A 14104-nucleotide genomic window follows, 5' to 3' on the forward strand; every position below is an offset into this window, starting at 1 on the left:
GGCCTGATGAGCCCTAGGGCCTGTCCGATGGGTCATGGCCGGGCCCGGGGGGGGGGGGGGGGGCCCCCCCCCCCCCGGGGCCCACCACACCAAACAAAAGGAAAAAGGCCCCCCCGACCCCCCCCCGCGCCCCCCCCCCCACCCATGGAGACCCAGATGCCTGCCCACACCGACCACGACCGCGAGCTGTACGAAGCCCTCATCGCCGAACGATGGGGCCGACCGCTCGCCGCAATACTCGAAGAGGCCGCACCGCGCCCCGTGAACGAAGTCCTTCGCGAACGCCACCGCCGCCCCGCCCTCCCCAGCCGGCCCGCAGCTCACATACCGAGCCCGGACCCCAACGCCGCCGAACACTGCGCACTCGCCCTCGCCGAGACCGCACCGCGCCGGAGGCGGCCGTGACGGAGGAGCAGTTCCGCCGCCACGTCCGGAAGCTCGCCGCTATGCGCGGCTGGACCCTCGCGTACCACACGCACAACTCCCAGCGCAGCGATGCCGGATGGCCCGACGAGGTCTACGGACACCCCAAGGCCAACCGCATCCTCTTCGCCGAACTCAAGACGAACACCGGCCGCATACGCCCCGCCCAACGCGACTGGCTGAGGCACCTCGCCGCCTGCGGCCTCGAAGCCGCCTTGTGGAGGCCACGAGACCTTGCTCTCATCGTCGCCACACTCGCCCCCAACGGGCCCCGCACCCAACTCCCCGACGACCTCTGATCAGGATCCGCCCGTGACCAGCCGCGACCACACCCCCGACACCCCACCGGCACCCGGTTCAATCTGGTGCGCCAGCTGCGACAGCTGGTTCAACGCGATCACCAACACCTGCCGCTGCAACAACCGCTGATCCCGAAGGCGAACACCGTGGCTGACACCGACCGCCCCGACACCGCACAGGCCAGCGCACCGGCCCCGAACCGGCCGACTGCGGGACTCGGCCATGAACAGGCACTCTCCGAGATCGCAGAACTCGCCAACGGCCTGTGCGAACACCTCACCGACGATCAGTGGCGTACCGCCGAACGGATCCGCCACCTTGCCGAATCCGCACTCGCCGCCAGCACCCGGAACGGAGCCTCCTGATGCACGCACGCTTCGACGCGCTGCCCACCCCGCGACGCAGCGAGGAGGCTTTCAACACCGCTGACGCCCTTCGCGCCCGCCGAGGCGACTGGGCGCACATCGACACCCACGACAACATCAACCGTGCCTCCAACCAGAGCCACCGGATCCGCAGGGGCAAGCTCGCCGCCTTCCGCCCGGCCGGCGCCTTCGAAGCCAAAGCCATCAGTACCAAGGACGGGACGGCAGAAGTGTGGGCGCGGTACATCGGGGGCCTTGCGTAAAACGTGGATGAGTACTCTGAGTGATGATTCATCCGGTTCCCGGCAAGGGTGGGGACCGCACGCCTACCACCGCGCAGCATCGGGTGGTGCCTCAGCCCGAGGGCGCACAAGGGCTTATGGGGCCATGGCAGCGGACCATGGATGCGCCCCTGCGCTCTCCCAGTGCTCCCGTTGACCGGGTGCCTGCCATTCGAGGATTCGTCCTGGGCCGGTAACTTTCCGATCGAACGCGACCGCTATCGGCCCATTAAGATTGAGGTGGGTTCATTCGTGATCGTGTACTGCTGTTTTCTGCGCACCTCTCTTCTTGACCGTGACCCGCCTGCCCTGGTGTTGGCCGGACCTGGCTGCCCTGTTCCAGGGCACCGCACCACGGGATGATGACCACGGGCAGTCCCTTCCCGGCGTCCGATGACATCACTGCATTGGCCGTGCCCGATCTGCTCGCGCAAGCTCACCGACATGTCGGGCCGGCCCTACGTCGGGCGGTCAGCGGTCTCCATCCCGAACTGCACCGCATCTGCGGGTACCACTTCGGCTGGTTCGAGCAGGACGGCTCTCCCGCATCCGGTGCAGCCTGCGGCAAGGCGATGCGCGCTTGCCTGGTTCTGCTGTCGGCCGCGTCGCCGCACCCAGATCATGCAACCGCGCTGCAGGGAGCAGCGGCGGTCGAACTGCTGCACAACTGGACGATGCTGCACGACGACGTGATGGACGGTGACAAGCTGCGGCGGGGACGAGCCACGGCCTGGTCTGTGTACGGAACCGATTGGGCGGTGCTGACCGGCGACGCGCTATGGGCTGCGGCCAACCGTTGTCTCCTGCTGGCCGACGGCCAAGGGGCCGCGGCTCTCGCCCTTCTCATGAACACAGCCGCAGCACTGATCAATGGCCAGGCCGCCGACCTGGACCTCACCCGCCGGACGCCGGCGAGCATCGCTGTGGATGAGTACGCGACGATGGCCGCCGGTAAGACCAGCGCCCTATTGGAGTGCGCCCTTGGCATCGGAGCCGCCCTCGGCGGAGCCTCTGAACCCACTGTCCAGCAGCTGCAGCGAGCGGGACATTACCTCGGAATTGCGTGGCAGGCCGCCAACGACATCGAGGACATCTGGTCGGACCCGGCGGTCACCGGGAAGCCCGCCATGAATGACCTGCGGGAACGCAAGCCCACCCTCCCCCTGATAGCCGCCCTCCACACGCGCGGCGCGGCAGCTCACACCCTCGCCCGGGCCGTACGCGAGGGCGCTGTCTGGCCCCCTCCACACGATCTGGCTGTGCTCATCGAGCAGGCCGGAGGGCGTGCGGCCGCACAGTCGCTCTCGGACGACTACCTCGCCACAGCCCTGGCCCACCTCGATCGCTCGGGCCTTCCCCCAGACGTGGGCACTGCGATGAAGCGGCTGTTCCGCTTCATCGTCACCCGCGCCTGACCGCCTCCTTGCCCGTACGCCACGAAGGAGCACAGCATGCAGCCGGAACCGGTCAGCACATCCATCGTGCGCAACCAGTACGAGGGCGAACTCCACCAGCACTGGACGGACAAGACCCAGGACCCCATCAACCTGCGCCTCGGAGCCGAAGACGGCCTCTACCACCACCACTACGCGATAGGGGATTTCGACCGCGCCGTCCTCCAAGCGCCCGAGGACCGCAGAGAAGAACTCATCCTGACGGAAATGCACCGGATGGAGGGCGAACAGGTCGACCTCGTTCTCGACGCTCTCGGCAACGTTCCCGCCGAGGCGCAGGTGATGGACGCCGGCTCCGGCAGGGGCGGAACCTCATTCCTCATCCACCGCCGGTTCGGATGCCACGTCAACGGCGTCAACTTCTGCACCCATCACCTGGACCTCTCCCGCCAACTGGCCATACGCCACGGCTGCCAGGACCGGGTCCGTTTCACCCACGCGAACATGGTCGCCACCCCGTTCACCGACCGCTCCTTCGACTACATCGTGAGCAACGAGACGACCATGTACGTCGACCTCGGCGAAGCCTTCGGCGAGTTCGCCCGCCTCCTGACACCCGGCGGCCGGTACGTCCTGATCACCTGGTGCCGCAACGACGTGATCGCCGACACCTCCCCCCAGGTCGAAGCCATCGACAAGCACTACGTGTGCCACATCCACCGCCGTTCCACCTACTTACGCGCCTTACTGGACAGCGGTCTGATCCCCGTGCACATCGCCGACCTCACCGCTGAAGCAATCCCCTACTGGGAGCTGCGCAGTGGCTCCGAACTGGCCACCGGCGTGGAGCCGCACTTCCTCAACGCCTACCGGCACGGCCTGATGAACTACCTCGTCATCGTGGCCGACCGCAAAGGGTGACGGAGGTGACACCGCCGGGACATCACCTGGCCGCGGCAGAGCACCTGCGACACGAGGTCGACTCCGCACTGGACGCCTTCCTCACCGGCAAGGAGGCGTCAACAGCACCGCAGGAACCGTCTCCTGCGGACCTCATTCAGGCCATGCGGCATCTCCTCGCAGGCGGCGGCAAACGCCTGCGCCCCCTACTCTGCGCCTGCGGATGGTGGGCAGCCGGTGGCGACGGACTTCCACCCCCAGTCGTGCAGGTCGCCGCAGCTCTGGAGATGTTCCACCTCGCCGCCATGGTCCACGACGACATCATCGACGCATCCGACACCCGGCGCGGAAGACAGACCGTTCACCGGTGGTTCACCCGTAAAGGCACAGGACCGCAGTTCGGCGCCAACGCAGCGATACTCGTCGGAGATCTCGCACTGATCTGGTCCGACGAACTCGTGCACACAGCCGGCCTGCACGACGATCGCATGCGCACGGTGCTGACGTTGACCGGTCTGATGCGCACGGAAGCACTCCTCGGCGCGTACCTGGAACTCTCCGCCAGCGGTCACCTCGACACGGACGTCGACGCCGCGCTGACCGTCATCCGTTACAAGGCCGCCAAGTACACCGTCGAGAGACCGCTGCACATCGGCGCCGCACTCGCCGACGCCCCCCATCCCTTGATGGAGGCTCTGACAGAGTTCGCCATCCCTCTCGGAGAAGCCTTCCAACTCCGCGACGACCTGCTCGGCATCTACGGCGATCCGGACCTCACCGGCAAGTCGAACCTGGACGACCTCCGGGAAGGCAAACGCACCGCACTCGTCGCCCTGGCACTACGCCAGGCATCCGGCAGTCAGGCGGCACGCCTCAGAAGCCTGATCGGGAATCCGGCCCTGAGCGAGGAAGAAGCCGACGAGGCCCGCACCCTGATGGACACCGTCGGGGCGATCCAGGGCATCGAAGACATGATCACGGACCGCTACCGCCAGGCCATCGCCACCCTCGACCGCAGCCCTTTCCCCATCCCCGCCACCACACCTCTTCGTCGTATCGCCAAAGCCGCCGTGTGGCGGAATCGGTGAACAAAAAGCCAGAAGGCCAAGGAGAATCGCCGTGCAATCAGCGAAATTATCCGCCGCGCTACGGCCGGAAGAATGCAGCTACCGACTCCCCGAGATGACTCTCATCCTCCCAGTGACGGTTCATCCGATGCTGCCGCAGGTCCAGTACGACCTTCCCTGCTGGGTCCGTTCCTACATCACGGATGTTGCTGGCATGGACCTCGAGGAATGGCTGAATACCGGATTTGAATTGTGGACGTGTCACGCATACCCACACGCCCGCGAAGACCGGCTCCTCCGCATGACGCGGTACGCCGTCGCCGTTACGGTGGCCGATGACGAAACGACGCGGAAGAACGCGCCGTTCGGGGGCAGTTCCGCCTACGCCAAGGCAGCCGTGCGGGTATGGGAGGACATGCTCCACGGCCGCCAGGCGACCCCCGCTGAGGCGCCAGCTTGGTGGCAGTTGATGGGTGACGCCTGGAACGATCTCTGCCAGGACATGTCGGACGGGCTGCGAGAACGCTTCCTCGCCGACCAGTGTCGGATCCTGAGGAGAAGCGTCACCGAAGTCGAGATCCGCGAACAGGGCAACGAGCTGGAGCTTGAGGACTACATGGACCTGCGCCGGGACACCATTTACGGCGCCGTCTGCTGGCATCTGGCCGAGTACGGACTCGGGATCGACCTAACGGAGGAGTTCAGTCGGCATCCCGACGAACTCGGTGCCGTTTGGCAAGACGCCAATGACCATCTAATCGTCGTCAATGACCTGTTCTCATTCCGCAAGGAGTGGTTCGTCGAACAGGACACCTCGCTCAACGCGTCATCGATTCTGCGCCGAAACAAGGGCCTTACCGTCCAGCAGCTCGTCAATCGCTACGCGGACCGGGCCGCCGAGCTTGAACGGTCGTATGTGCAGAAGTGCGTGGAGATCACGACCACCTCCTGGGGTAACACGCCCCGAATGCACGCCTACCTCCGGGAAATCGGCCACATCATGGCGGCGACCTTGCACTTCTCCCGGTTCACCTCCCGATACCACGCGGTGGGATTCCTGTGGAACGGCATCACCGACGCGACCGTGACCATGCTGCCCGAACGCACCCTCATCAGCCCCAACCACCGCACCCGCCCCAACTACCGCACCCCATACCTCTACCGCTCACCGTTCACGTCTGCCGACGGCTCTTGACCGCACCGCCAGCTAGCCAACCTCCAGGCCAGCGCCGAGCAGCCGGACGCGCGCCCACTGCCCACTCTCACGGACCGGGAGCCACCTATGGCCGCCATCGACCTCGGACCGCCGACACTGCCCCCGCCCGCAGCGCCGGCGTCCCCGGCGTGCAGATCCCTTATAGAGGCAGGAGAGGTGTCACGTGATGACAGCACGCAGGCCACGTGAGGTACCGGAGTTGTTGCTTGAATCCCGCGAGCGGGTTGATCCCGTGCTGCGGCACTCGGTGCAGGAACTGCCTCCGATGCTCGCCCGGATCGGCGGCTATCACCTGGGCTGGTGGGGGGCCGAGGGTGACGCGCTGCCGACTCCCGTGCCCAGCAAGGTGCTGCGGCCGACGCTGGTGCTGCTGGCCGCGGAAGCGGCCGGATGGGACGGTCGGGACGGTCGGGGGGTTGCGGCGGGTGCGGCAGCCGTGGAACTGGTCCACAACTGGTCACTGCTGCACGACGACGTGATCGACAACGACCAACTACGCCGGGGGCGAGCGACAGCTTGGACTGTGTACGGCACGGGTTGGGCGATCCTGGCCGGGGACGCTCTGCTGGCAGCGGCCAAAGAACGGTTGCTGGATGCGGGGGAACACGGGGTGCAGGCTCTGGCTCTGCTGCTGCGGGCAGTCTCAGCATTGGTAGCAGGGCAGGCCGCCGACCTGGACTTCGCCCACCGTGATCCCGCCGGCATCACAGTGGAGGAGTATCTGGCGATGGCGGCGGGCAAGACCAGCGCCCTGCTGGAATGCTCCTTGGGCATCGGCGCGCTCCTGGGAGGCGCAGACCGGGCCACCGCCGAAGCTCTCCACCAGGCGGGGCACCATCTGGGGCTTGCCTGGCAAGCAGCGAACGACGTCGAGGGTATCTGGGGCGACCCTGCGATCACCGGGAAGCCTGCCATGGGCGACCTGCGCGAACACAAACCGACCCTGCCTCTCCTCGCAGCTCTCCACGACCCGGCCCCCCGCCAGTCCCAGGCCCTGAGAGGCCGACTGCGAAATCAGTCCTGCTGGCCGGAGCCGGAATCACTCGCGGCTTTGATCGACCAGGCTGGCGGCCGGGCCGCCGCACAGACCCTGTCGCAGCGTCATCTTGCACAGGCGCTGTCCTACCTGTCGCAGGCGCCGCTGCTGCTGCACACGCTGACCGAGCTGCAGCAGCTGTTCACGTACATCGTTACCCGCACCACCATGCCCTGGACGCCGCACCGTTTCGCAAGGACACAGCCATGACCACCACACCGCCCGCCCGTCTCCCTCTCCCGCCGCCCGCAACCTGTACGAGATCGAGTTGAACCGTCACTGGGAGGTGAAGACCCAGGACCTGATCCTCCTGCCGCTCGAAGTAAGACACCCCGACAGCAACGAAGCACGCGAGGTCATCATCGGCTCCGGCCCGCCGGATACACGGCCGCCTGTGTCGGGCGCATCTGGCGGGCTCCTGATGGGCCTTCGAACAGCGCAGTCCTCAGCAGCGAACCAGCACCGCTTGTCCACGAAATGCCTCAGCGAGGAGGCCCGGAGACGCTGCGCTGTCAGTCGCTCGGAGCTACTCGGCTGACCTGCGACGATGCCTCATCCGGGCTTCGTCACACGTTCAGGACTGCCGAACGCGCTCAGCCTCGGTGATTACGTCATCAACGTTGCAGCTATAGATGACGGCGCGCCGTGAGGCCGGGCGAGGGGAGAGCTGCTGCGCCATCCCGAAATCCTTTGCGGCGAGATGCTCGCTTTGGCTCGGCATCGAATTTCCGCACAGACACGTTGGCAGGGTTGCTTGTTCAGGCCAAGTACTGAGCGATCTCCCCGTGGCTGACAGGTGAGCGGAGTAAATCGCTCCACGTGGCCGCATGAGCCCCAAGGATGCCGGGCTTTCCCTTGCAAGCTCTGGGGCAGGAAGCCCGGCGCGCAGGGATCGCATGACGGTTGGCCTCCGCCCTGCCTGGGACGGTCCAGGGCGGCCGATGCCGATGTTGGTCGAGAGTACATCCTTCCGTTTCGTGATCTATGCAGGAACAAGGTGGGAATCCCGAGAAATATGCCACTCCGCCAGTTCCATGGCTGGAAGGTGACTTCATCACCTCTTCACCAACTGTAAAGATCGTCAGCGTTCATCACCCCACGATCTCTGTCAGTGGGGTCTGCGCGACAACGGGAGGACGTGTCATGAAGAGAGCCGGCAAGTTAGTGTCACGGGTAGCTGTGGTGATCGCGGGGGTCGCCGTAGCGGCAGGGTCCACAACCGCCTTCGCGGACATGGACCGGTTCACGTCTGGTGCGCACGCGTGGCGTACGGCGGGCGGGTCTCAGGTCGGCCTGCAGGACACCAAGGGAGACGGCAACTCCGTAAAGGCTGAGTACAACCGCAACAGCCCGAGCACGGAGATGTTCACGCTGTGGAATCACAGCGGACAGGGCACCAAGGTGTACAGCAACCAGGGCGGCAAGGTGTGGGACATGCGCGTCTGCACCGAAATCGACAAGTGGCCCGATGACTGCTCCAACTGGTGGAGCGACGACCACTGAGCCATAACGGCCCGCTGTGACGCCGCGCTGCCCGGGACGTTCTTCGCCCCGGGCAGCGCACTGCTGCACTGCTGATTCTCTTCTCCTGAAAGGCCGATGGCGTGTCGGATGCGTTGCCCCTTGAAGTCCGTGAGCTGGGGTACGAGGTCGGGGGCCGGCGTCTGCTCGACGGGCTCGAACTTGCCGTGCGTGGCGGCGAGTCCGTCGCCGTCATGGGCCCTTCCGGTTCAGGGAAAAGTACGCTCCTCTCGATCCTCCTCGGTCTTGTCAGACCGGATGCGGGATCAGTCATCGTCGCTGGACGCGATGTTGTCGCTTTACGTGGTCGGCGCCTGGCGGAGCACCGTAGAAAGCATGTGGGGATGGTCTTCCAGTTCGGGGAATTGCTTCCCGAGCTCTCTCCGGTGGAGAACGTGGCGTTGGCTGCCCTGCTGGACGGTGTGGACCGCGACCGCGCGTATGACGACAGCCGGAAGCTCCTGGACGAACTCGGTGTGCCTGTCACCGAGACTGTGACCAGTGAGTTGTCAGGCGGTGAGCGTCAACGAGTTGCCGTGGCACGGGCGTTGATCGGCAGCCCCGCGCTGCTTCTGGCGGATGAGCCCACTGGGGCACTGGACGAAACCTCACGCGACCATGTCGCCGAGACGCTGTTCGCAGTACCGGCCGCGCGCGGGTGCGGACTACTCGTCGTCACCCATGACCCCGCCGTGGCAAACCGGGCCGACCGCGTCATGCACCTCGAACAAGGCGCTCTGGCAGGTGCCCGATGAAGAGCGGTCGCATCCGCCACATGCTGCGCATCGGCCGGGCGGCCGGGCGGACCACCGAGGGTGGCCGGGCCCGTTTCTGGGCATTGCTGGCCGCTACAGCGATCGTGGCCGTGACACTCTGCTCGCTGACCGCCACGACCGCGACCTGGCAGGGTCGTGAGCAACGCGGGGCAGCGCGTGTACCCACCCTTGCCGATCACGGGCAGCAGGGCTCGGCTCTGTGGAGCCGGTACTGGGACAGCTACCAGGGGCGCCAGTTCACCGTGGTCGTCATCGCTCCCTTGACTGAAAGTGCGCCCTTGCCGCCCGGGGTGGCGCGCTGGCCAGGCCCTGGCGAGGTGTTCTTGTCGCCGGCACTGGCCGAAGGGCCGGTAGATGAGGACTTCACCCACCGGTACGGAACCCGTGTCGGAACCATCTCAGACGAGGGACTGGCATCACCAGGCGAACGGTTGGCCTACGTCCGCCCCACCACGGCGATGCTGGGCACGGCCCGCATGGAGAAGATCACCGGGTACGGAGGCGCCGGTCCGGCCTTTGGTGACCTGCGGGTCATCGGCCCTCAGTCGTCGATGCTGGCCATCATCGGCGTACTGCTCGGGCTTCCTGCTCTGGGTCTCGCGGCAGCGGCGGCCAGAATGGGCGCTGCCGGACGGGACCGCCGCGATGCTCTGCTGCACACCCTCGGTGCCGGCCGGGCGGCACGCGCATGGATGGACATCGGGGCTGCGATCCGGCCCGTCTGCATCGGGGCTACTCTCGCCGCCCTACTCGCCACTCCATTCCTGCTGGTAGATGTACAGCTGCCGTGGATCGACTACACGCTGTACGCGCCGGACCTGCGCCGCGTCGGCGCGACTCTGGCGGGTGCCATTGCCGCTTCCGTGGTGATGATGCTTGGGCTGGTCCTCTTGTTGCGTCCCGCCGCTGCGCGCGAGGGAGCATCCACCAGGCCCCGCGCGGCAGGCAGCGGTCTGTTACGCCTCCTGGCCCTGGGATCCTGTCCTGCCTTTCTCGTCCTGGCTCTGACGTCAAAGTCCTTCGGCGCGCAACGCTCCGCGGCGGCCTATCTGTTCGCGGTCGTCGGCGTGTGGGTGACGCTTCCCTGGGTGATCGGCTGGGCCGCGTCACGCATCAGCCGCCGGGCGTCAAAGTCGCCTCAACACAGCGGCGCCCCCGCGCGCCTGATCGCCGCCCGCACCACCGCGGCCCGACCTGGGATGGTGGTCCGACTGGTCGCCGCGATGATCATCGCCATCGGCGTCATCGGGCAGACCCAGATCATCACCAGCCTCCTGTTCGCCCGCTCTGGGGACGAGGAACAGCTGAACTCCGCGCAAGGCCAGACCATGGCACTCGTACAAACCTCGGCAACGCGGCTCACCGATGCTTTCGCTGCCGCACTTCCCAAGGGGGCGCACACGGTCGCCATCGGGACAGGGAACATCCAGCCGGACGGTTCCAGTGCCAGCCGCGTCCTCCAGGCACCTTGCAGCAGCCTCCGTGCCCTCCAGCTGCCCTGCCCTGCCGCAGGGCAAGAAGCCGACGTGCCGTACGGGGCCCTCGACAAGCGCCTCAGAGTCTCCGGCTACCAGACCTTCGGCGAGACCCCCGCAGCTGTCCGCACTGGCCCAGTCAGCGCCATCAACTCTGCCGAAGGTCTGCAGGCCGTAGTCTTCACCGACATCGACAAACCCATGGATATCCCGGCCGTCAAACGCGCCGCCCACCTCTACCTGAGCGTGAAAGCCCTCACCGAGCCGGTAGCTGAAGACGGAGCCAAATCTTTCGCCGTCGGCTACCAGTCCCGCTGGATTCCTTTCCTCGGCACCATCGGCACACTCGTTCTGCTCACTGCCATGGCACTCGCCGCGCTCTCTGAATTTCTGCAGTTCGCCCAAACACTCGCCCCGCTCACCGTGCTCACCGGACGCGGCCAGGTATTCCACGCCACAGCCCTCTGGTGCTTGGGAGCCCCGCTCCTGGGCGCCGGTGCCATCGGCACCTTCGTCCACGTCGTCCTGGTCCAGCCCGTCACCGGAGGAGAAAGCGGAGCGACCCTGTCATGGAACCTCATCACGGCCGTCCTGACCGCAACGGCCCTCCTCGCCGCAGCCGCAACGGCCGCAGGCGGTTCCACAGCCGCACGACGCGCACTGACGTGGCGGCCTCGCGCCGACTGACCCCAAGAACAGCTGATCCCCAGCGCATTGCACGGCACGCTACGCCGACGATTCCGTGTGGCTCGGCGTCCGCGGGCTGAGTCTTGCGTGGGCCGGGGCCCTTGCCGGCAGGCGTTCGGCTACGAGCAGGCGCCGCTCCTGGCAAGCCGTCTCCGACACAAACAGAGCGAGACCAAGGTGAGGATCCTCCGTTAGCGCCTCGCACAGCGGCTGCGCACCTCCCAGTCGAGCAGCGGCAATCACGTCAACACCCCAAGGGCTGTCGCCACCGGCCAAGTTCGACGCGTGAGGTACGTGACGGCTTCCTCTAATCCCAGGAGATCATCTGACTCCCAATCGTGGTTGTCCTGATAGAGCTGCCGACCATGCGCGGTAGCAAATCTTGGATCGCGTCTATCACCGCCTCCTGACCAGGACCCCAGATAATAAACTGCACCCTCAGAAATGGTCCTGCCTCAGAAAATAACTAGCCACCCACGGGGTCGTGTTAGGCCATTCTTCCGTGCACTCACACATTCATGAAGCGAAACATGTATTCATGACCGTCACGGGACGTCGGAGAATCCGACGTCCATCACCCAGGGGGTACCACGTGAACATCCGCCACTTACAACGTCTTTTCGGAGGCTCCGCAATAGCCTTGACAAGCGTTGCATCGTTCATTCCACTGGCATCGCCAGCAGTCGCTCAGAGTCCGGACAGCTCGACGACCGTTGAGAACCTGGTGCTTCCGCCGGGCGCTCCCGCTCCCAGCTTGGCCGAGCTACGGTCCAGTCCAGGCCTTGTCAGCCAGCTTGCTGCCCGCTCTTGGGACCCTGCCGCCGTTCGCACACCCGCCGAGACCGTCGGCCCCGCCACTACATTCGCGAGTGCAGCGTCCCGGACAATCACCGCTCCTTCATCACCTCCGCAGGTGACGTCGCTGAAGAGCTCGGCTGCTCCCCTCTCGTATCCCGACCCGCCGCGCTCGATCACTCAGAAAGAGTGCGAGGAGGCCCTGGGCTATGATGGAAGCTTCTACCTGAAGTCTCGTTTCGCTGTGTGTGCAGGACTGCACATGGTGCAGATATGGAAGGAGCGCGGCGTCCCAAAGGGCACAAGTGAATTCAATGTCTGGCTGCTCGGGACTGTGTCCAAGGACACGGATAGGCAGGTGACCTTCGAGTTTCAGTTCACCAGGTTCAAGAAAATAGGCACGGCGCATACCAGTGCTTTTATGGTCACGCCCGACCCCAAGGTGGCAAAGAAGTGGCCGTCCACTGCGCAAGCCAGCCAGGGGGGTAGCATCCCCGGGCCAAAGTCGTGGGATGCGTTGAAACTGACATCTCCTGCCAAGTTCATTCATACCCTAACTGTGGCCCCGGGCCAGGGAAGCAACGGCACTGACGATCTGGTGTCGGCTGCATACGTGGCAACCATCAATACCAAGTGGCCCTCCGGCTATGTGGATGGAACACCGTCGGCAAAGCTGGACATGTTGGTTCCGCGCTGGGACGCGGCCAAGTATCTCAAGAACTCGACGGGTGGCTCAGACCCCACCAAGAGGGGTGCGGCAGCCTTCAGCTACATGCCATCTTTGGTCTACCACTCCAAGGCCGGAGCACCCGAGAAGGCCGTCGCTGACCACATAAAGAAGGCATACACGGACCCGAAAAGCACAAAGCCCACCAACCCCGCGAAAAGACTTCCGGGCCAATCAGGCAAGGAGCCACTTCACAGGATCTTCCGCGACACCAAACGCCACGACAGAAACCGTACTGTCGCCGTCGCGAACTGCAAGAAGTACTGGGGGCCGAAGTACACCGACGGAGGAAAGGAGTGTGACGAGTTCCCCTTTGCCTCGACCTACGAGGGCGCAGCCGAAGACGAGTACGGAGATGCCAAGAAGAACAACTTCTCCGTTCAGCCGCTCGACGGCAAACAGAATCAAGATGCCGGAACTCTACTGAAGAGCTTCTACGGCAAGATGCGACTCATTGACGGGCTGGACGACGGGTTCCTCGTTAAAGTCGACTAAACAGGCTCGTTGTGGGGCCCGTTGACGGGCCCCACAACACCGGCCACCACGCACCGGCACGGGCTTGGACGCGCCGTAAGCTGGCCCAAAGCGGCAGGGATGTCACTGCGGCCAGAACTGGACCACATACTTCTCTACGCCCTCCACGGAGCCATCTTGCTCTGTTATCCGCTTAGTCTCTTCCCGCCCCTTACAGTGCATCCGCGCCCGCCAAGTGCCTCCCGAACTGCCCAACCACACCAGATCGTCTGACCGCCCCATGTCCCACACTGCCAGTTGCCCCGTAGCCGATTCCACAGTGACCTCCTCCACCTCATCCCACAACTCACGCTTCGGCTCGGGAGGCTGACTATCCCACACCTCAACACCGACAGAGGCAGTATGCGTGTGGCCGGCACTGAAGACGTCGATACGCCCAGGAAATACGTTGACGAACTTCCCCCACTCAAATCCGTCGGGATACTCGACTGGGACACACGACTCATCCGACTCTTGAAAGCAGAACTGATGGTAGGTCACGTGCACATTCAGCTGCTGCTGTCGCACTACAAGCGCCATGCCATCTCTCCAAATCGACGGTTAACTAGCAGGATCGTAGCGACACGTCCTCTACGGCGGGCACGGAACGGCCACTCGTAGGAAGCTC

At 65.3% G+C, this 14104-nt stretch carries 14 protein-coding genes; 13 read left to right on the top strand and 1 reads right to left on the bottom strand.

Annotation, left to right across the window (positions count from 1 at the left end):
• The first annotated feature begins 156 nt into the window (after positions 1-156).
• The 13 genes from AB0I10_RS11950 (at position 157) to AB0I10_RS12010 (ending at position 13458) form a co-directional block, all read left to right on the top strand.
• Positions 157-405, top strand: a complete 249-nt coding sequence (locus tag AB0I10_RS11950) for a hypothetical protein (RefSeq protein WP_363152269.1) — start codon at positions 157-159, stop codon at positions 403-405.
• The gene (locus tag AB0I10_RS11955) at positions 402-722 is read left to right on the top strand and encodes a VRR-NUC domain-containing protein (protein WP_363152270.1); all 321 of its coding nucleotides are present in this window, start codon (positions 402-404) and stop codon (positions 720-722) included. The genes AB0I10_RS11950 and AB0I10_RS11955 overlap by 4 nt, the downstream gene beginning before the upstream one ends.
• A gap of 147 nt (positions 723-869) precedes the next feature.
• The gene (locus AB0I10_RS11960) at positions 870-1088 is read left to right on the top strand and encodes a hypothetical protein (RefSeq protein ID WP_363152271.1); all 219 of its coding nucleotides are present in this window, start codon (positions 870-872) and stop codon (positions 1086-1088) included.
• Positions 1088-1351 carry a hypothetical protein gene (locus AB0I10_RS11965; RefSeq protein ID WP_363152272.1) on the top strand — a complete coding sequence of 88 codons (264 nt, stop codon included), beginning with the start codon at positions 1088-1090 and terminating at the stop codon, positions 1349-1351. The genes AB0I10_RS11960 and AB0I10_RS11965 overlap by 1 nt, the downstream gene beginning before the upstream one ends.
• 380 nt (positions 1352-1731) lie before the next feature.
• A complete protein-coding gene (locus tag AB0I10_RS11970) occupies positions 1732-2784 on the top strand; it encodes a polyprenyl synthetase family protein (RefSeq protein WP_363152273.1) in 1053 nt (350 codons plus the stop codon).
• A 36-nt stretch (positions 2785-2820) separates the two neighbouring features.
• Positions 2821-3684: a methyltransferase domain-containing protein gene (locus AB0I10_RS11975; RefSeq protein ID WP_363152274.1), complete on the top strand. Its 864-nt coding sequence runs from the start codon at positions 2821-2823 to the stop codon at positions 3682-3684.
• Positions 3685-3689: 5 nt separating this feature from the next.
• Entirely contained in the window at positions 3690-4751 is a 1062-nt protein-coding gene (locus AB0I10_RS11980; RefSeq protein WP_363152275.1) for a polyprenyl synthetase family protein, read from the top strand.
• A gap of 31 nt (positions 4752-4782) precedes the next feature.
• Entirely contained in the window at positions 4783-5925 is a 1143-nt protein-coding gene (locus AB0I10_RS11985; protein WP_363152276.1) for a terpene synthase family protein, read from the top strand.
• A 286-nt stretch (positions 5926-6211) separates the two neighbouring features.
• Complete coding sequence (locus AB0I10_RS11990; RefSeq protein WP_363152277.1) at positions 6212-7192, top strand: polyprenyl synthetase family protein; 981 nt, start codon at positions 6212-6214, stop codon at positions 7190-7192.
• A 1023-nt stretch (positions 7193-8215) separates the two neighbouring features.
• Positions 8216-8485 carry a hypothetical protein gene (locus AB0I10_RS11995; RefSeq protein ID WP_363152279.1) on the top strand — a complete coding sequence of 90 codons (270 nt, stop codon included), beginning with the start codon at positions 8216-8218 and terminating at the stop codon, positions 8483-8485.
• Positions 8486-8586: 101 nt separating this feature from the next.
• Positions 8587-9258, top strand: coding sequence for an ABC transporter ATP-binding protein (locus tag AB0I10_RS12000; RefSeq protein WP_363152280.1), 672 nt, complete (start codon positions 8587-8589; stop codon positions 9256-9258).
• Between the two features lie 20 nt (positions 9259-9278).
• Positions 9279-11441 carry a hypothetical protein gene (locus AB0I10_RS12005; protein ID WP_363152281.1) on the top strand — a complete coding sequence of 721 codons (2163 nt, stop codon included), beginning with the start codon at positions 9279-9281 and terminating at the stop codon, positions 11439-11441.
• Positions 11442-12354: 913 nt separating this feature from the next.
• On the top strand, positions 12355-13458 hold the full coding sequence (locus tag AB0I10_RS12010) for a hypothetical protein (RefSeq protein WP_363152282.1): 1104 nt from the start codon (positions 12355-12357) through the stop codon (positions 13456-13458).
• Between the two features lie 102 nt (positions 13459-13560).
• Here AB0I10_RS12010 and AB0I10_RS12015 read toward each other — a convergent pair whose 3' ends face one another.
• A complete protein-coding gene (locus AB0I10_RS12015; RefSeq protein WP_363152283.1) occupies positions 13561-14016 on the bottom strand; it encodes a hypothetical protein in 456 nt (151 codons plus the stop codon).
• Between the last annotated feature and the right edge of the window lie 88 nt (positions 14017-14104).

The sequence above is a fragment of the Streptomyces sp. NPDC050636 genome (assembly GCF_040654775.1).
Classification (GTDB): domain Bacteria; phylum Actinomycetota; class Actinomycetes; order Streptomycetales; family Streptomycetaceae; genus Streptomyces.